Below are 17712 nucleotides of genomic sequence, written 5' to 3' on the forward strand. Positions count from 1 at the left end.
CGGCGGCAACGAGAGGGAGGGCCGTGACCGTCGCATCCACATCCGTCGCCTCCACGTCGGTGCGCACGGGCGCGCGTGTCGGCCGGGGCACCGCCCCCGCCCACCACGGGGAGCTCCTGCAGGGCGCGTTCACCGACCCCGCCCGCGACACGCCCGTCCGCGCCCTGGTCACCCTCCCCTGCCCGTCGTACACCACCCGCGCGGCCTTCACGCCGGCCCCGGGCGGCGCGGTGACGGTCTCGCCGCCCTGGAAGACCAAGGCCCGCCGCGCGGCCGAACTGGCGCTGGGAGACCTGCCGGCGGGCGGCCGTCTGGAGCTGTCGGGGGAGGTACCGCTCGGCCGGGGCTTCGGCTCCTCCACCAGCGACGTCCTGGCAGCCGTCCGCGCGGTACGGGACGCGTACGACGCCCCCCTGACGGCACGGGAGGCCGCCCGCCTCGCGGTCCGCGCGGAGACCGCCGCCGACGCCCTGATGTTCGAGGAGACGACGGTGCTGTTCGCGCAGCGCGAGGGGCGGGTGCTGGAGGACTTCGGCCGGCGGCTGCCTCCCCTGCGGGTGCTCGGCTTCGGCACCCGCCCGGACGGCGACGGCCGGGGCGTGGACACCCTCTCCCTCCCGCCGCCCCGCTACGACGACACGGAGATCGCCCGCTTCGACCACCTGCGCGGGCTGCTCCGGCGGGCCGTACGCACCGGGGACGCGGCCCTGCTGGGCACGGTGGCCACCCGGAGCGCGCTGCTGAACCAGCGCCACCTGCCCGTCCCGGCCCTCGACCGCCTCCTCGCCGTCGCCCACGACTGCGCGGCGCTCGGCGTCCAGGTGGCCCACAGCGGCGACATCGCCGGCCTCCTGTTCACCCCCGCCACCCCGCCCCCGCCCGCGGCCCGCCAGCGCCTGCGCCGGTGGGGATTCGAGGAGCAGTGGGAGTTCACGACCGGCCGGCCATGACCCCGTCGCCGTCGGACACGGCCCGGCTCGCCTCCGGCACGGAATTGACGAAGGGCCGGACTTCTTAGGAGTCCGGCCCCCTGCTGCGCTCACACGTTGAAGCGGAACTCCACGACGTCGCCGTCCTGCATGACGTAGTCCTTGCCCTCCATGCGGGCCTTGCCCTTGGCGCGGGCCTCGGCGACCGAGCCGGTCTCCACCAGGTCGGCGAAGGAGATGACCTCCGCCTTGATGAAGCCCTTCTGGAAGTCGGTGTGGATGACGCCGGCGGCCTCGGGGGCGGTGGCGCCCTTCTTGATGGTCCAGGCGCGGGATTCCTTGGGGCCGGCCGTGAGATAGGTCTGCAGGCCGAGGGTGTTGAAGCCGACGCGGGCCAGGGTGGCGAGGCCGGGCTCCTCGGCGCCGACCGACTCCAGGAGCTCCATCGCGTCCTCCTCGTCGAGCTCGGCGAGGTCCGCCTCCAGCTTGGCGTTGAGGAAGATCGCCTCGGCGGGGGCGACCAGGGCGCGCTGCTCGTCCTTGAAGGAGTCGTCGGTCAGCTCGTCCTCGTCGACATTGAAGACGTAGAGGAAGGGCTTGGTGGTGAGGAGGTGCAGGTCGTGGAGGAGCTCGGCGCGCTCGCTGCCCTGGACGATGCCCTGCGAGAAGAGGGTGTCGCCCCTCTCCAGGATCTCCTTGGCCTCCTCGACGGCCTTGACCTTCGACGCGACGTCCTTCTTGATCCGCGACTCCTTCTGGAGCCGGGGGAGGACCTTCTCGATCGTCTGGAGGTCCGCCAGGATCAGCTCGGTGTTGATCGTCTCGATGTCGTCCTTGGGCGAGACCTTGCCGTCGACGTGGACGACGTTCTCGTCCTTGAAGGCGCGGATGACCTGGCAGATCGCGTCGGACTCACGGATGTTCGCCAGGAACTTGTTGCCGAGGCCCTCGCCCTCGGAGGCCCCGCGCACGATGCCCGCGATGTCGACGAAGTCGACGGTCGCCGGGAGGATCCGCTGGGAGCCGAAGATGTCGGCCAGCTTGGTGAGGCGGGCGTCGGGGACGCCGACCACGCCGACGTTCGGCTCGATCGTGGCGAACGGGTAGTTGGCCGCCAGCACGTCGTTCTTGGTCAGGGCGTTGAACAGGGTCGACTTGCCGACATTCGGCAGACCGACGATTCCGATCGTGAGCGACACGTTGCGACTTCCCGTAGTCAGAGGGCCAGGGGGCCGGTTCCCGCGGTGAGGGGGCCTGGGGGCCGGAGGGCCGGCCGATCCACCAGTTTACGGCGTGCCGGGCGCCGGCCCGGCGGGCCTGTAGAACGCTTGGCCGAGGCTCGCCCCTCGGCGTGTCCGACACCCGATTCGGCACATAAACCGACCTAAGTTGGTCCAGTGGAGCAACACAGGACGCGCCCCCCACGGAACACGACCCACCGGGACCCGCCTTCACCGCCGCCCCTGCCACCCCAGGAACGGGGGCGGGTGCGCAAGGAGCCGCGTGTCGGCGCGGGTCCGGCGCGCCCCGCTCGTCCCACCCGTCCCGCCGGCACCGCTCGTCCCGCGCAGGGCGCGCTCGGCTCCGATTCCGGCCGTACCGGAACCGGTCCCGGCCGGCCGTCGGTGCCGCCCCGGCCCTCCGGCTCGCCCAGGATGTCGGGGGCGGCCCGGGGCTCGGCGGCTCAGCGGGCTTCCGGGCCGGCCCGGGGCTCGGGGACGCCCCGGGTCCCGGGCGATCGCCGGCCCTCGGGATCCGCGCGGTCGGTGGCCGGCGGTGCGCGCTCCCGTGAGGCGGGGCGCCCCTCCCCCGGCGGGCGCCTGTCCCCCGTCGCCCTGGTGCGGGCTCTCCGGAGGATGCCGAACCCCCGGCTGACGGGGCTCGGGAGCGGGTTGTTCAGCGGGGTGCTGATGTGCGCGCTCGGGAGTGTGGACGAACTGCTGTTCGGGAGCTCGCTGATCGTCTACAGCGTGCTGTTCCTGCCGGTGTGCGTGCTGACCGCCCTGTGGGTGCGCCGGGGCGATCTGCTGTCGGCGCCCGTGGTCGTGCCGATCGCCTTCGCCCTCGGGCTGCTGCCCGTGACCGGGGACGAGGGCGGGGTGGGAGCGCGGCTGATGGGCCTGGTCACGGCACTGGCCACCCAGGCCGGCTGGCTCTACGGCGGGACGCTCGCCGCGACCGCGACCGTCTTCGCGCGCGCCGTACGGCGGGCCGCCCGCCGCCGGGCCGCGAGCCGGCGCCCGCGACTTCAGGGGGCGTCCTGAGACCGCCCGGTGCGGGGCGGCGCGGGCCGTCGCCTCAAAGGTGCGGCGGGCGAGACCGGGACCGGCCGCGGCGAGGGCGGCGAGGCCCTCCAGGGCCTGCTGCGGATGTTGCGTCGTCGCCCGCGGGGCGGCCGCGTGGCGTCGTGGGGCCCCTTCCGCGCGAGCGGGGCCCAGCGTCGGGGAGCGTGCTCCCGGCCTGCCGCCCGGAAGCCCTGCCTGGTACCGGGCGTACTCGGGCTTTCGGGCGGGCGGTGCGACCAGTGGGGCACCTGGGTGGCTCCCACCCCTCCACGGCAGGGGGGAGCGCTCCGGGCGTCGCGCGGCAGGCGCCCCTGTCCCGGACGCCCTAGCTGCCCGGGCTCTTCTCCGCCGCTCGCATCGCCGCCCCCACGATGCCCGCGTTGTTCTGCAGCTGCGCCGGGACGATCTCCGCCTTGATGCCCTCGATGTAGGGCAGGAACTTCTCGGACTTACGGCTGACGCCGCCGCCGATGATGAACAGCTCGGGTGAGAACAGCATCTCCACGTGCGCGAGGTACTTCTGGACGCGGCGTGCCCAGTGCTCCCAGGTCAGCTCGTGGTCCTCCTTGGCCTTGCTGGAGGCGCGCTTCTCGGCGTCGTGCCCGTTCAGCTCCAGGTGGCCGAGCTCGGTGTTGGGGACGAGGGCGCCGTCGACGAAGACGGCGCTGCCGATGCCCGTACCGAAGGTCAGCAGGATGACCGTGCCCTTGCGGTCGCGCCCGGCGCCGAAGGCCGCCTCGGCGACGCCCGCCGCGTCCGCGTCGTTGACCACCGTCACCGGCAGCCCGCCCAGCCGCTCGCTGAACAACGCGCGCGCGTCCGTGTCGATCCAGCCCTTGTCGACGTTGGCCGCCGTACGGATGGTGGACCCGCCGGTCACCACACCGGGGAAGGTGAGGCCGACCGGGCCCGTCCACCCGAAGTGCTCGACGACCTCCTTGACGCCGTCGGCCACCGCGTCCGGCGTCGCCGGCTGCGGGGTGAGCACTTTCAGGCGCTCCTGAGCCAGGTCGCCCTTGTCCAGGTCCACAGGGGCGCCCTTGATCCCGGATCCGCCGATGTCCACGCCGAAGATCTGCATGGCTCCACGTTACGACGGCGGACTGACGGTCACTCACCCGAGGCGGCCCGCAGGCCGGAGCCGCCCGGGGCGCTCAGGCGCTCGCGGAGCCCGCGGCACCGCTGCCGCCGCGCGCCTCCACCAGGGCCGCCGCCTCCTCGCGCAGGTCCCTGCGGAGTTCCTTGGGCAGCGAGAAGGTGATGTGCTCGTCGGCGGCCTTGACCAGCTCGACGTCCTCGAAGCCGCGCTCGGCGAGCCAGGCGAGGACCTCCTCGACGAGGACCTCGGGGACGGAGGCGCCGGAGGTCACGCCGACCGTGCTCACGCCCTCCAGCCAGGCCTCGTCGATCTCGTTCGCGAAGTCCACCAGGTACGCGGCGCGGGAGCCGGCGATCTTGGCGACCTCGACGAGCCGCTTGGAGTTGGAGGAGTTGCGGGAGCCGACGACGATCACCAGCTCCGCCTCGGCGCCCATCTGCTTCACGGCGAGCTGACGGTTCTGGGTGGCGTAGCAGATGTCGTCGCTGGGCGGGGAGATCAGCTGCGGGAACTTCTCCTTCAGCGCGTCGACCGTCTCCATCGTCTCGTCGACGGAGAGGGTGGTCTGCGACAGCCAGACGACCTTGGAGGGGTCGCGCACCTCCACCTTGGCGACGTCACCCGGGCCGTCGACGAGCTGGATGTGGTCGGGGGCCTCGCCGGAGGTGCCGATGACCTCCTCGTGGCCCTCGTGCCCGATCAGGAGGATGTCGTAGTCCTCGCCCGCGAAACGGACCGCTTCCTTGTGGACCTTGGTGACCAGGGGGCAGGTCGCGTCGATGGTGGCGAGCTGTCCGCGCGCGGCCTCCTCGTGGACGACCGGTGCGACGCCGTGCGCCGAGAACATCACGATGTTGCCCGGCGGTACCTCCTCCGTCCGCTCGACGAAGATGGCGCCCTTCTTCTCCAGGGTCTGCACGACGTACTTGTTGTGGACGATCTCGTGCCGGACGTAGACCGGGGCGCCGTACTGCTCCAGGGCCTTCTCGACGGCGATCACGGCGCGGTCCACGCCCGCGCAGTAGCCCCGGGGAGCGGCGAGCAGGACACGGCGGCGGGCAGGCGAAGCAGTCATGTGTCCCATCGTAAGGCCGGGTCCGGCCGCCGTCGGCGTGCCCGGCGGCTGCCGCCCCCGGCCCCCCGCTCCGGCCCTGGACTTGCCTCGTCCTCAGACGCCGGACGGGCCGAATTCGCCGACCCCGCGTTGTCAGTCCGGGCCTATACCCTCGGGCGCATGGCTGTGAACACGTCCGCGGACGCCCCGCTGCCCGTCGGTGAGGTGTCGCGGCTCATCGGGGGGTGGATCGACCGGCTCGGCGCGGTGTGGGTCGAGGGGCAGATCACCCAGCTGTCGCGGCGCCCGGGTGCGGGTGTCGTGTTTCTGACGCTGCGCGATCCGTCGTACGACATCTCGGTGAGCGTGACCTGTTACCGGCAGGTGTTCGACGCCGTCGCGGACGTCGTCGGGGAGGGCGCGCGGGTCGTCGTCCACGCGAAGCCGGAGTGGTACGCGCCGCGGGGGCAGTTGTCGCTGCGGGCCGTCGAGATACGGCCCGTGGGGGTCGGCGAGCTGCTGGCCCGGCTGGAGCAGCTGAAGAAGTCGCTGGCGGCGGAGGGGCTGTTCGCGGCCGAGCGGAAGAAGGCGTTGCCTTTTCTGCCGCAGCTCGTCGGGCTCGTGTGCGGGCGGGCGTCGGCCGCCGAGCGGGACGTGCTGGAGAACGCCCGGCACCGGTGGCCCGCGGTCCGTTTCGAGGTGCGCAATGTCGCGGTGCAGGGGGTGCACGCGGTGTCGCAGGTCGTCCAGGCCGTGAAGGAGCTGGACGAACTCCGCGAGGTCGACGTGATCATCGTCGCGCGCGGCGGTGGCAGTGTGGAGGATCTGCTGCCGTTCTCCGACGAGCAGCTGGTGCGGGCGGTCGCCGCCTGCCGTACCCCGGTCGTCTCGGCGATCGGGCACGAGCCCGACAATCCGCTGCTGGATCATGTGGCCGACCTGCGTGCCTCCACTCCCACCGACGCCGCCAAGAAGGTGGTGCCGGACGTCGGTGAGGAGCTGGAGCGGGTGCGGATGCTGCGCGGGCGGGCGCGGCGGTGTGCGGAGGCGTTCGTGGAGCGCGAGGAGCGCGGGCTCGCCCACGCGCTGGCGCGGCCCGCGATACAGGACCCGCACCGGATGATCGACGAGCGGGCCGATCTCGTCTCCTCGCTCACCGACCGTTCCCGGCGGTGTCTCGGGCATCTGCTCGACCGCGCGGACTCCGAGCTGACGCACACGCACGCGCGCGTGGTGGCGCTCTCGCCGGCCGCGACGCTGAGGCGGGGGTACGCGGTGCTGCAGAAGGCCGACGGGCACGTGGTGCGGGATCCGGGCGAGGTGACGGCGGACGAGGCGCTGCGGGCGCGGGTCGCCCAGGGTGAGTTCACTGTTCGAGTCGACAACCAGGACGGGGTGCATGACGAGCAAGGCTGAGGAAGCCCTCGGGTACGAGCAGGCGCGCGACGAGCTGATCGAGGTCGTACGGCGGCTGGAGGCGGGGGGGACGACGCTGGAGGAGTCCCTGGCGCTGTGGGAGCGCGGGGAGGAGCTGGCCAAGGTGTGCCGGCGCTGGCTCGAGGGCGCGCGGGCGCGGCTGGACGCGGCGCTGGCCGAGGAGGAGGGCGCGGGGGCGAGCGACACGTAGGGGTGGCCCGTGGTGACTGTGAGGACGGTCACCACACCCCCAGTTTTGTTGAACCTTGAACTTCTCTTGCCGTACCTTCGTGCGTGTCAGCCGGCCCGGCGTCCCGGATCCGGACGCGCACCCGAGGAAGTTCATCCATGTCTCTCGTTCTTGACCCCGCCGCCCAGGACCTGCTGTTCCGCGAGGCCCACACCGCGAACACCTTCACCGACGAGCCGGTGACCGACGAGCAGGTCCAGGCGATCTACGACCTGGTCAAGTTCGGCCCGACCGCGTTCAACCAGACCCCGCTGCGCATCACCCTGGTCCGCTCGCCCGAGGCCCGTGAGCGGCTGGTCCAGCACATGGCCGAGGGCAACCAGGCCAAGACGGCCACCGCCCCGCTCGTCGCGATCCTCTCCGCGGACAACGAGTTCCACGAGGAGCTGCCGACCCTGTTCCCGGCCTTCCCGCAGGCCAAGGACCTGTTCTTCGCCGAGCGCGCGGCCCGCGAGAACGCCGCCGGGATGAACGCCGCCCTGCAGGCCGCCTACTTCATCATCGGCATCCGCGCGGCCGGCCTGGCCGCGGGCCCGATGACCGGCCTGGACTTCGAGGGTGTCCGCAAGGAGTTCCTCGACGACGACCACACCCCGCTGATGGTGATCAACATCGGCCGGCCGGGCCCGGACGCGTCCTACCCGCGCTCCCCGCGCCTCGCGTACGACCAGGTCGTCACCACCGTCTGACCGGCCGCGTGACACGCAGGAGGCCCCCGGCGTTCCGGCCGGGGGCCTCCTGCGTGCCGTACGACGGCGGCTCACGCCATCTTGAGCGCCCCGGCCATCTCGCTCAGGCGGTCGAAGGACGCCGTGCCCGCGACGACCGTCGTGGAACCGTCGGTGTCCTGCAGGACGAGCGCGTCGTAGCGGCCACCGGTGTAGCGGGTCCAGGTGCGGCCGTCGATCTTTTCTGTCACCTTGGTGGCCTGCGCGCCCTGGCTGGCCTCGTCGATGAACCGCGAGCGCTTCTGAGTGGACTGCTCGACGGCGACGTACTCCCCGTCGGGAGCGTGGAAACCGAGATGCCAGGAATCGAAGTCGGCGCCCTGGAAGCGCACCGAGGTCGCCTTCCACCTGTCGGACAGACCCTCGGGAGCGGCCACCGGGTACGACGCCGCGCGGCGTGCCGTGAGCAGCTCGACGCGGTAGTCGACCCGCTTGATGTCGGGAGCGTGATCGTCGTGCGGGACGAAGAGGTAGATGACCCACGCCGCGACCACGATGAGGCCCAGGGAGAGAATCATGTCCCGGGCCGTCTTCTGCTTGCCGTTCGAACCTGCCACGCCCCCCATCGTCGCAGGTGCCCGGTGCGCTCATCCGTGGGGTCCCCTGCTCATTTTGTCGGACTGACGATAGAGTCGAGGATCGAACCCTCATCCGGCCGTCGTCGTATCAGAAAGGTGCGCTCCGATGACCGAGCATCATCACCTGCCGTCCGAGCTCGATGTCCCCTCCGAGGCCCCCGACCGCAACCTCGCCCTGGAACTGGTCCGCGTGACCGAAGCCGCCGCGATGGCCGCGGGCCGCTGGGTGGGACGCGGTGACAAGAACGGCGCCGACGGTGCCGCGGTGCGCGCGATGCGGACCCTCGTCTCGACCGTCTCGATGAACGGCGTGGTCGTCATCGGCGAGGGCGAGAAGGACGAGGCGCCGATGCTCTTCAACGGCGAGCGCGTCGGCGACGGGACCGGGCCCGAGGTCGACATCGCCGTCGACCCGATCGACGGCACCACGCTGACGGCCAAGGGCATGCCGAACGCGATCGCCGTCCTCGCGGCCACCGAGCGGGGCGCGATGTTCGACCCCTCCGCCGTGTTCTACATGGACAAGCTGGTCACCGGCCCCGAGGCCGCCGAGTTCGTCGACATCAACGCGCCCATCGAGGTCAACATCCGCCGGGTCGCCAAGGCCAAGCGCGCCACCCCCGAGGACGTCACCGTCGTCATCCTCGACCGGCCGCGGCACGAGGGCATGATCAAGGAGATCCGGGACACCGGCGCGCGCATCAAGCTGATCTCGGACGGCGATGTGGCCGGCTCCATCCTGGCCCTGCGCGAGGGCACCGGCATCGACCTGCTGCTCGGCATCGGCGGCACCCCCGAGGGGATCATCTCGGCCTGTGCCGTGAAGTGCCTGGGCGGCACCATCCAGGGCAAGCTGTGGCCCAAGGACGACGAGGAGCGGCAGCGGGCGATCGACGCGGGGCACGATCTCGACCGGGTGCTGACCACCGAGGACCTGGTCAAGGGCGAGAACGTGTTCTTCGTCGCGACCGGGATCACCGACGGTGAGCTGCTGCGCGGGGTGCGGTACCGGTCGGAGACCGCGACGACCGACTCGATCGTGATGCGGTCGCGGTCGGGGACGGTGCGGCGGATCGACTCCGAGCACCGGCTGAGCAAGCTGCGGGCGTACAGCGCGATCGACTTCGACCGGGCGAAGTAGGGCCCGGGGACGCGGGCCGGGACGCGCGGGCCGCCACACGCGGGCCTGTACGCGCGTACGGGTCGCGCCGTGACCGGTCGCGGCGGGGCCACGGGTCCACACGGCCCCGCGTCCTGAGACCGCTCAGCCGGCCGTATGCCGAAAAGTGGGCGCCCCCCGGTGCGGAGGGGGGCGCCCCTTTTTGCATGTGGCCGTCAGCCTGCCTGCGCTATGCGCCCCGCCGACCTGGCCGCCTTCTTCAGTTCCATGTCGCGGCGGCGGCGCCGGGCCAGGACGACCCGGCGTTCGGCGGCGGTGAGGCCGCCCCAGACGCCGTAGGGCTCCGGCTGCAGCAGGGCGTGCTCGCGGCACTCCACCATCACGGGACAGCGGGCGCAGACCCGCTTCGCGGCCTCCTCGCGGGACAGGCGGGCGGCGGTGGGCTCCTTCGACGGTGCGAAGAACAGGCCTGCCTCGTCGCGCCGGCACACCGCCTCGGTGTGCCAGGGAGCGTCTTGGTCCCTGTCGCGCGCTGGCACCCGCTGAGCCGGAACGGCGGCGACCTGCAGGGACGAATGCGGCGTTTGCAGCACGGGTCTACTCCTGACGACGGCTTCGCGAGCGAGAGACGATGCAGCAAGCCCTACCCGCTGTGCGCGCGCCTATGCACTCCGTTCCGAACCGCTGGTTTCCGGGGAGTCCTGCGCGGTCGCGTGGGGTCGGAGGGCCGCCCGGTGCCCGGTGGGATTCACGACCGTCAACGGTCCAGGTGTTTGCGCAAACCCCTGTCGACCTTGCGCTGCACACGGTCGAGGATGTCCGCGACGAGCTTGCCCCGCTTGGGCCTGCCCTCGATGCTGCCCAGGACGGCCCAGCCGTCGACGTAGACCACCGGGGCGTCCGGCTCGGGCGAGTCGAGCGCGTCCACCTCGAAGTTGCCGAGGACGCCGCCGCCGGTGCCGCGCAGCGACACGTTCTCCGGGACGCGGATCTCGACGCTGCCGAAGACCGCCCATGCCTTGATCATGACCTGCTGGTACTCGAAGAGCGCCTCGCTCAGGTCGATCTCGACGCTGCCGAAGACCGCGTACGCGTGGACACGGCGGCCCGCGCGCCAGCGGCCCCGGCGGCTGGCGCTGCTGAACACCGCGACAACGCTGTCGTCGGGGTCGGCGGGGATCGCACCGGCGGCGGGGTGGTGCGGGGCGGGGCCGGGAGCGGGGCGGCGGCCGTGGGCGGCGGGCAGGTCCCGTATGAAGACCTCCAGCTCACCCACCGTCTTGGCGGCCAGCACGCCCTCCACGCGCTCGGCATGCTCGTCGGCCGTGAGCCTGCCCTCCGCGAGGGCCTCGCGCAGGATGTCGGCGATGCGGTCGCGGTCGGCGTCCGAGGCGCGCAGTTCGGCGGTCGGTGTGGGGGCGGCAGCGGTCTGCTTCTGAAGGTCCACGGCAGCAGCGTACCCACACACGATAGATCGCGATAGCCCCCGTCCGGGGGATCCGCCGCGGCTCCAACTGAGCCTTACCTCACAAGCTCGCCGTCGCGGCCAGGTTCTACGCTGGTGAGGCCCGCCGGCGTCGGCGGGTCGCCGTCTGCAGAGTGAGGAATGGGCTGCGATGCCTGAGTTCGCGTACACCGATCTGCTCCCCATGGGAGAGGACACCACCCCCTACCGGCTGGTGACCTCCGAGGGTGTCTCCACCTTCGAGGCCGACGGGCGGACGTTCCTCAAGGTGGAGCCGGAGGCGCTGCGCAAGCTGGCCGAGGAGGCCGTCCACGACATCCAGCACTACCTGCGCCCGGCCCACCTCGCGCAGCTGCGCCGCATCATCGACGACCCCGAGGCCTCGAGCAACGACAAGTTCGTCGCGCTGGACCTGCTGAAGAACGCCAACATCGCGGCGGCCGGTGTGCTGCCCATGTGCCAGGACACCGGTACGGCGATCGTGATGGGCAAGCGCGGGCAGAACGTGCTCACCGAGGGCGGCGACGAGGAGGCCCTGTCGCGGGGCATCTACGACGCCTACACCAAGCTCAACCTGCGGTACTCGCAGATGGCTCCGCTCACCATGTGGGAGGAGAAGAACACCGGCTCCAACCTCCCGGCGCAGATCGAGCTGTACGCCGCCGACGGCGGCGCGTACAAGTTCCTGTTCATGGCGAAGGGCGGCGGCTCGGCCAACAAGTCGTTCCTCTACCAGGAGACGAAGGCCGTCCTGAACGAGGCCTCCATGATGAAGTTCCTGGAGGAGAAGATCCGTTCGCTGGGTACGGCCGCCTGCCCGCCGTACCACCTGGCGATCGTCGTCGGCGGCACGTCCGCCGAGTACGCGCTGAAGACCGCGAAGTACGCCTCCGCCCACTACCTGGACGAGATCCCGGCCGAGGGCTCGCCGCTCGGGCACGGCTTCCGGGACAAGGAGCTGGAGGAGAAGGTCTTCGAGCTGACCCAGAAGATCGGCATCGGGGCGCAGTTCGGCGGCAAGTACTTCTGCCACGACGTGCGCGTGGTGCGCCTCCCCCGGCACGGCGCCTCCTGCCCGGTCGCCATCGCCGTCTCCTGCTCCGCCGACCGCCAGGCCGTCGCGAAGATCACGGCGGAGGGCGTCTTCCTGGAGCAGCTGGAGACGGACCCGGCGCGCTTCCTGCCGGACACGACGGACGAGCACCTCGACGAGGCGTCGGACGTCGTCAGGATCGACCTCAACCAGCCGATGGACGACATCCTCGCCGAGCTGACCAAGTACCCGGTGAAGACCCGTCTGTCGCTCTCCGGCCCGCTCGTCGTCGCCCGTGACATCGCGCACGCCAAGATCAAGGAGCGCCTGGACGCGGGCGAGGAGATGCCGCAGTACCTGAAGGACCACCCGGTGTACTACGCGGGCCCGGCGAAGACCCCCGAGGGCTACGCGTCCGGCTCCTTCGGCCCGACGACGGCCGGCCGGATGGACTCCTACGTCGAGCAGTTCCAGGCGGCGGGCGGTTCCAAGGTGATGCTCGCCAAGGGCAACCGCTCGCAGCAGGTCACGGACGCGTGCGGCAGCCACGGCGGCTTCTACCTCGGCTCCATCGGCGGCCCGGCCGCCCGCCTCGCGCAGGACTGCATCAAGAAGGTCGAGGTCGTCGAGTACGAGGAGCTCGGCATGGAGGCCGTCTGGAAGATCGAGGTCGAGGACTTCCCGGCGTTCATCGTCGTCGACGACAAGGGCAACGACTTCTTCCACCCTCAGGAGCTTTCCCAGCCGACGTTCACGTCCATCCCGGTCCGGGGACCGGGGCTGGCATAGGGCCACCCGGGGCGGCGGGGGCGGATCTCGTCCCCGCCGCCCCTGCTCGTCCCGGCCCGTCCCGCCCTCCGGGGCGCCGCACCGCCCCTTCGGCCCCCGCCGGGGAGCCCTCACACCCTGGATCCCTGCCGGCGGACGCCCGTCGGCCCTCGTCCGGCGTCGGGCGGGCCGTGGTCGGTGCCCTCCGGCAAAGCGGTCGGACGCCTCTTCAAGGACCCGGACACCGCCCGGCGTTCGCCGCGGTCCCCGGCCGGGACGGCGGCGCGGCGGGTCGCGTCCACGGGAACAGCGGGCGCGTCCGCGATGCTGTCCCTCAGTGGAGGTGATCGTCGATGACCGACGAGCAGGACAAGGGCGGCTACCGTATCGAGCACGACTCCATGGGCGAGGTGCGGGTGCCGGCGGAGGCCAAGTGGCGGGCGCAGACACAGCGGGCCGTCGAGAACTTCCCCGTCTCCGGCCAGCGGATCGAGCGGGCGCACATCGAGGCGCTGGCGCGGATCAAGGGCGCGGCCGCCAAGGTCAACGCGGAACTGGGGGTGCTCGACAAGGAGATCGCCGGTGCGATCCGGGAGGCGGCGGAAGAGGTCGCCCGCGGGGACTGGGACGAGCACTTCCCCGTCGACGTGTTCCAGACCGGCTCCGGCACCTCCTCCAACATGAACGCCAACGAGGTCATCGCCACGCTGGCCGGCGAGCGGCTGGGCCGGGACGTCCATCCCAACGACCACGTCAACGCCTCGCAGTCGTCCAACGACGTGTTCCCCTCGTCCATCCACATCGCGGCCACCGCCGCCGTGACCCGTGATCTCGTCCCGGCGCTGGAGCACCTCGCCGACTCCCTCGGCCGGAAGGCGGAGGAGTTCGCCGATGTCGTGAAGTCCGGGCGGACCCATCTGATGGACGCCACCCCCGTCACCCTGGGACAGGAGTTCGGCGGGTACGCCGCCCAGGTGCGCCACGGTGTGGAGCGGCTGCACGCCTCCCTGCCCCGGCTCGCCGAGCTGCCCCTCGGCGGCACCGCCGTCGGGACCGGGATCAACACCCCGCCCGGCTTCTCCGCCGCCGTCATCGAGGAGGTCGCCCGGGTCACCGGACTGCCGCTGACCGAGGCGCGCGACCACTTCGAGGCGCAGGGCGCCCGGGACGGGATCGTCGAGACGAGCGGGCAGCTCAGGACGATCGCGGTGTCCCTGACGAAGATCGCCAATGATCTGCGGTGGATGGCCTCCGGGCCGCGCACCGGTCTCGCGGAGATCTCGCTGCCCGACCTCCAGCCGGGGTCCTCGATCATGCCCGGCAAGGTGAACCCGGTGATCCCGGAGGCGGTGCTGATGGTCGCGGCCCAGGTCGTGGGGAACGACGCCACCGTCGCCACCGCCGGAGCCGCCGGCAACTTCGAGCTCAACGTCATGCTGCCGGTCATCGCCAAGAACGTGCTCGAATCCGTCCGGCTGCTCGCCAATGTGTCGCGGCTGCTCGCCGACCGGACCGTCGACGGGATCGTCGCGCACCGCGAGCGCGCCCGCGAGTACGCCGAGTCCTCCCCGTCCGTGGTCACCCCGCTCAACAAGTACATCGGCTACGAGGAGGCCGCCAAGGTCGCCAAGAAGGCGCTGGCGGAGCGGAGGACGATCCGCCAGGTGGTGCTGGAGAGCGGGTACGTGGAGCGCGGCGACCTGACACTCGAACAACTCGACGAGGCGCTGGATGTCCTGCGGATGACACACCCGTAACCTTTCACTCCCACGCGCAGAACCGTGACGCGTACCGCAGCGTCGTATGCCCATGGCACCTAATATCTGTGCATGGCGGACAGGGGAGCGGTGAGGCGCATGGGAAGAGGCGGTGCGGCGGCGTTCTGGGCGCCCGGGGACCAGATCCTGTGGCGCTACCGGGAGAACGGCAGCGCGGGCTTCCACATCGCCCGTCCGGTCACCGTCGTCCGTGACGACGAGGACATGCTGGCGGTCTGGCTGGCGCCCGGCACCCAGGTCGTCAAGCCGGTGCTGGCGGACGGCACCCCGCTGCACCAGGAACCGCTCGGGACGCGCTACACCAAGCCCCGGACCGTCCAGCTCGACCGCTGGTTCGGCACCGGTGTGCTGAAGCTGGCCCGCCCCGGTGAGCCCTGGTCGGTGTGGCTGTTCTGGGAGCCGGGCTGGCAGTTCAAGAACTGGTACGTCAACCTGGAGGAGCCGCTGGCCCGTTGGGACGGCGGAGTGGACTCCGAGGACCACTTTCTGGACATCTGCGTCTACCCCGACCGCAGTTGGGGCTGGCGTGACGAGGACGAGTTCGCGCAGGCCCAGCAGGACGGTCTGATGGACGCGTCCGTCGCCGAGCTGGTGCGGGAGGCGGGCCACGGGGCGGTGGAGCTGATCCGCTCCTGGGACGCTCCGTTCAACGAGGGCTGGCAGCACTGGCGCCCGGACGCCTCGTGGGCCGTACCGTTGCTTCCGGAGGACTGGCACCGCATCCCGGCGCACCTGTCCACATGAGACCCTTGATGCGCCCCGGGGCAGGAAACGTAGGATCGTCCTCCGCAACACCACTCAACAGCAACTCCCGGGGCCGACACCGGGTCTGACCGAACGTCACCGAGGGGCGGCAGGACGTGAGCGAGGGGTACGAGGGCAACACCGGCGGGGCCGAAGGGACTTTCGGCGTCGGCCGCCAGGGCCGCGCCCGGTCCTCCGGTGACACAGGAACAGCCTCTGACCACGCGGGAATTCCGTTCCGGGGACACGCATTCCGGGTATCGGGTTTTCTGCGGGACCAACTGCGTGCGCGGCACGCAGCCCCGGACGGACGGATTCGACACGCGTGACGGAGCAGCCCACCAGCTACGAACGCCCCCAGGGCGCCGACCCCACGGACCCCCGCGGGGCGCTCCTGCGTACCCCGGCGCCGGACGGCTCGGGCGTCTTACCTCCCGCCGCCGGCCAGGGCCGCACGGAGGACGGCCCCGGCACCACCGCGTCGCATGCCACCAGCGGGAAGGGCAGCAAGGGAAACCAGAGTGCCAAGGGAAAGGATCACGCCGGTCCCCAGGCCGAGCACTCCCAGCCGGCGGCCGGCGCCGAACCCGACAGCCACCGGCCGCGTCCGGCGCCCGAGTCCATCCCGCCCCAGCCGGGAGGTGACGTGCGCTCCGAGCGTCGTACGGGGCAGGGGGTGACGCCGGGGCGGCCGACACCGATGCGGCGGGACGGGGACCGGCTGCGTTTCGTGGGTGCCGCGACCCGGCGGATCGCCCGCGGCCTGGACCTCGACGAGATCGTGATGGGGCTGTGCCGGGCCACCGTGCCGACCTTCTCCGACGCGATCCTCGTCTATCTGCGCGACCCGCTGCCGGTCGGTGACGAGCGGCCGGTGGCCGACCGCGTCATGCTGCGGCTGCGGCGCACCGACCGCATTCCGGAGGAGCGCGACACCGAGACCGGCTTCGCCGCGCTGGCCCTGCCGCCGCCGGAACCGGGAGAGCTGACCGCGGAGTTGTCCTCCGCGATCGCGGAGCTGTGCGAGGTGCGGCCCGGCGGGGCGCTCGCGGAGGTGCTGCGCGGGGTGCGCCCGGTGTTCGCCGACAGTCCGGCCGCCCGTGCCGCGCTGCCCGAACTCCTGGGCGAGGAGAGCTCCTTGGTCGTCCCGGACGGCCAGCGGGCCGTCCTGGCACCGCTGCGGGGCCGCCGCCGGGTGATCGGCGCGGCGGTCTTCCTGCGCCGTCCGGAACGCCTCCCGTTCGAGAACGACGACCTGCTGGTGGCGGCCCAGCTCGCCACGCACAGCGCGCTCGGCATCGACAAGGCGGTGCTGTACGACCGGGAGGCGTACATCGCCGACGAGTTGCAGCGGACCATGCTGCCGGAGCACCTGCCGCGCCCCACCGGCGTGCGGCTGGCGTCCCGCTATCTGCCGGCCGCGGAGACCGCGCGGGTGGGCGGCGACTGGTACGACGCGATCCCGCTGCCCGGCAGCCGGGTGGCGCTGGTCGTGGGCGACGTCATGGGGCACTCGATGACCTCGGCCGCGATCATGGGGCAGCTGCGGACGACCGCCCAGACGCTCGCCGGGCTCGACCTGCCTCCGCAGGAGGTGCTGCACCACCTCGACGAGCAGGCCCAGCGGCTGGGCTCCGACCGCATGGCGACGTGCCTCTACGCCGTCTACGACCCCGTCTCGCACCGCATCACCATCGCCAACGCCGGCCATCCCCCGCCGGTCCTGCTGCATCTGGGCGGCCGGGCCGAGGTGCTCAGGGTGCCGCCCGGGGCGCCGATCGGTGTGGGCGGGGTCGACTTCGAGGCGGTGGAGCTGGACGCGCCTGCCGGGGCGACGCTGCTGTTGTACACCGACGGACTGGTGGAGTCCCGGCTGCGGGACGTGGCGACCGGGATAGAGCAGTTGCGGGAGAAGCTGGCCGCGACCGCTCAGCTCACGGGGCCCGACCACCCGCCGCCGCTGGAGGCGCTGTGCGACGAGGTGCTCGACATGCTCGGGCCGGGCGACCGGGACGACGACATCGCGCTGCTCGCCGCCCGCTTCGACGGGATCGCGCCGAGCGATGTGGCGTACTGGTTCCTGGAGCCGGAGGACGCGGCACCGGGCCGTGCCCGGCGGCTGGCCCGGCGGGCGCTGTCCCGGTGGGGGATGGAGGACCTGACCGACTCCGTCGAGCTGCTGGTGAGCGAAGTCGTCACCAACGCGGTGCGGTATGCCTCCCGGCCGGTGACTCTGCGGCTGCTGCGGACCGATGTGCTGCGGTGCGAGGTCGGGGACGACGTGCCGCAGCTGCCCCGGCTGCGGCAGGCCCGGGCCACCGACGAGGGTGGGCGCGGGCTGTATCTGGTCAACCGGCTGGCCCGGCGGTGGGGGGCCACTCGGCTCAGTACCGGGAAAGTCGTGTGGTTCGAGCTGAACCGGTCGTAGGGCGGCTGCGGGGCTGCGGGGGTCGCTCGCGCGGTTC

The 17712-nt window shown here is 72.0% G+C and carries 16 protein-coding genes; 10 read left to right on the plus strand and 6 right to left on the minus strand.

Features of this window, described 5'->3' with window-relative positions; genetic code table 11:
* The first annotated feature begins 23 nt into the window (after nucleotides 1–23).
* On the plus strand, nucleotides 24–950 hold the full coding sequence (locus ACFY30_RS01670) for a kinase (protein ID WP_390843190.1): 927 nt from the start codon (nucleotides 24–26) through the stop codon (nucleotides 948–950).
* 89 nt (nucleotides 951–1039) lie between these two features.
* On the opposite strand, the gene ychF is transcribed toward ACFY30_RS01670, so the two are convergent.
* Complete coding sequence (gene ychF / locus ACFY30_RS01675) at nucleotides 1040–2128, minus strand: redox-regulated ATPase YchF (protein WP_390843191.1); 1089 nt, start codon at nucleotides 2126–2128, stop codon at nucleotides 1040–1042.
* Between the two features lie 657 nt (nucleotides 2129–2785).
* Between ychF and ACFY30_RS01680 the strand changes: the two genes are divergently transcribed.
* Nucleotides 2786–3193: a DUF6542 domain-containing protein gene (locus ACFY30_RS01680; RefSeq protein WP_390843192.1), complete on the plus strand. Its 408-nt coding sequence runs from the start codon at nucleotides 2786–2788 to the stop codon at nucleotides 3191–3193.
* A 346-nt stretch (nucleotides 3194–3539) separates the two neighbouring features.
* On the opposite strand, the gene ppgK is transcribed toward ACFY30_RS01680, so the two are convergent.
* Entirely contained in the window at nucleotides 3540–4295 is a 756-nt protein-coding gene (gene ppgK / locus ACFY30_RS01685; RefSeq protein WP_390843193.1) for a polyphosphate--glucose phosphotransferase, read from the minus strand.
* A 73-nt stretch (nucleotides 4296–4368) separates the two neighbouring features.
* The gene (locus ACFY30_RS01690) at nucleotides 4369–5397 is read right to left on the minus strand and encodes a 4-hydroxy-3-methylbut-2-enyl diphosphate reductase (RefSeq protein ID WP_390843194.1); all 1029 of its coding nucleotides are present in this window, start codon (nucleotides 5395–5397) and stop codon (nucleotides 4369–4371) included.
* A gap of 150 nt (nucleotides 5398–5547) precedes the next feature.
* Between ACFY30_RS01690 and xseA the strand changes: the two genes are divergently transcribed.
* From xseA to ACFY30_RS01705, 3 genes are all read left to right on the plus strand, one after another.
* Entirely contained in the window at nucleotides 5548–6783 is a 1236-nt protein-coding gene (xseA, locus tag ACFY30_RS01695) for an exodeoxyribonuclease VII large subunit (protein ID WP_390843195.1), read from the plus strand.
* The gene (locus ACFY30_RS01700; RefSeq protein WP_390843196.1) at nucleotides 6767–6994 is read left to right on the plus strand and encodes an exodeoxyribonuclease VII small subunit; all 228 of its coding nucleotides are present in this window, start codon (nucleotides 6767–6769) and stop codon (nucleotides 6992–6994) included. Before xseA ends, ACFY30_RS01700 begins: the two co-directional genes overlap by 17 nt.
* Before the next feature lie 137 nt (nucleotides 6995–7131).
* Nucleotides 7132–7722: a malonic semialdehyde reductase gene (locus ACFY30_RS01705; RefSeq protein ID WP_390843197.1), complete on the plus strand. Its 591-nt coding sequence runs from the start codon at nucleotides 7132–7134 to the stop codon at nucleotides 7720–7722.
* 71 nt (nucleotides 7723–7793) lie between these two features.
* Here the strand turns inward: ACFY30_RS01705 and ACFY30_RS01710 are convergent, their stop codons facing one another.
* Nucleotides 7794–8318, minus strand: a complete 525-nt coding sequence (locus ACFY30_RS01710) for a DUF4245 domain-containing protein (RefSeq protein WP_390843198.1) — start codon at nucleotides 8316–8318, stop codon at nucleotides 7794–7796.
* 127 nt (nucleotides 8319–8445) lie between these two features.
* Here ACFY30_RS01710 and glpX point away from each other — a divergent pair, with 127 nt between their 5' ends.
* Nucleotides 8446–9480 (plus strand): class II fructose-bisphosphatase, encoded by a 1035-nt coding sequence (gene glpX, locus ACFY30_RS01715; protein ID WP_390658462.1) that lies wholly within the window; start codon nucleotides 8446–8448, stop codon nucleotides 9478–9480.
* A 194-nt stretch (nucleotides 9481–9674) separates the two neighbouring features.
* On the opposite strand, the gene ACFY30_RS01720 is transcribed toward glpX, so the two are convergent.
* Both ACFY30_RS01720 and ACFY30_RS01725 read right to left on the minus strand, forming a co-directional pair.
* Entirely contained in the window at nucleotides 9675–10052 is a 378-nt protein-coding gene (locus ACFY30_RS01720) for a WhiB family transcriptional regulator (protein ID WP_390658461.1), read from the minus strand.
* 164 nt (nucleotides 10053–10216) lie between these two features.
* A complete protein-coding gene (locus ACFY30_RS01725) occupies nucleotides 10217–10906 on the minus strand; it encodes a DUF1707 domain-containing protein (protein ID WP_390843199.1) in 690 nt (229 codons plus the stop codon).
* 169 nt (nucleotides 10907–11075) lie between these two features.
* On the opposite strand from ACFY30_RS01725, the gene ACFY30_RS01730 reads away from it, so the two are divergent.
* The 4 genes from ACFY30_RS01730 (at nucleotide 11076) to ACFY30_RS01745 (ending at nucleotide 17675) form a co-directional block, all read left to right on the plus strand.
* On the plus strand, nucleotides 11076–12746 hold the full coding sequence (locus ACFY30_RS01730) for a fumarate hydratase (RefSeq protein WP_390843200.1): 1671 nt from the start codon (nucleotides 11076–11078) through the stop codon (nucleotides 12744–12746).
* Between the two features lie 332 nt (nucleotides 12747–13078).
* Complete coding sequence (locus ACFY30_RS01735) at nucleotides 13079–14482, plus strand: class II fumarate hydratase (protein ID WP_390843201.1); 1404 nt, start codon at nucleotides 13079–13081, stop codon at nucleotides 14480–14482.
* Between the two features lie 99 nt (nucleotides 14483–14581).
* The gene (locus ACFY30_RS01740) at nucleotides 14582–15247 is read left to right on the plus strand and encodes a DUF402 domain-containing protein (RefSeq protein WP_390843202.1); all 666 of its coding nucleotides are present in this window, start codon (nucleotides 14582–14584) and stop codon (nucleotides 15245–15247) included.
* Nucleotides 15248–15572: 325 nt separating this feature from the next.
* A complete protein-coding gene (locus ACFY30_RS01745; RefSeq protein ID WP_390843203.1) occupies nucleotides 15573–17675 on the plus strand; it encodes a SpoIIE family protein phosphatase in 2103 nt (700 codons plus the stop codon).
* Nucleotides 17676–17712: the final 37 nt, after the last annotated feature.

The organism is Streptomyces sp. NPDC000345 (assembly GCF_042898825.1).
In the GTDB taxonomy this organism is placed as follows: domain Bacteria; phylum Actinomycetota; class Actinomycetes; order Streptomycetales; family Streptomycetaceae; genus Streptomyces.

Bases quoted from the DNA above. Each gene is read 5' to 3' on its own strand.
- ppgK (WP_390843193.1), bottom strand. From the start codon at position 4,295: ATGCAGATCTTCGGCGTGGACATCGGCGGATCCGGGATCAAGGGCGCC.
- ACFY30_RS01690 (WP_390843194.1), bottom strand. From the start codon at position 5,397: ATGGGACACATGACTGCTTCGCCTGCCCGCCGCCGTGTCCTGCTCGCC.
- ACFY30_RS01680 (WP_390843192.1), top strand. From the start codon at position 2,786: ATGCCGAACCCCCGGCTGACGGGGCTCGGGAGCGGGTTGTTCAGCGGG.
- glpX (WP_390658462.1), top strand. From the start codon at position 8,446: ATGACCGAGCATCATCACCTGCCGTCCGAGCTCGATGTCCCCTCCGAG.
- ACFY30_RS01730 (WP_390843200.1), top strand. From the start codon at position 11,076: ATGCCTGAGTTCGCGTACACCGATCTGCTCCCCATGGGAGAGGACACC.
- ACFY30_RS01705 (WP_390843197.1), top strand. From the start codon at position 7,132: ATGTCTCTCGTTCTTGACCCCGCCGCCCAGGACCTGCTGTTCCGCGAG.
- ACFY30_RS01700 (WP_390843196.1), top strand. From the start codon at position 6,767: ATGACGAGCAAGGCTGAGGAAGCCCTCGGGTACGAGCAGGCGCGCGAC.
- ACFY30_RS01735 (WP_390843201.1), top strand. From the start codon at position 13,079: ATGACCGACGAGCAGGACAAGGGCGGCTACCGTATCGAGCACGACTCC.
- ACFY30_RS01740 (WP_390843202.1), top strand. From the start codon at position 14,582: ATGGGAAGAGGCGGTGCGGCGGCGTTCTGGGCGCCCGGGGACCAGATC.
- xseA (WP_390843195.1), top strand. From the start codon at position 5,548: ATGGCTGTGAACACGTCCGCGGACGCCCCGCTGCCCGTCGGTGAGGTG.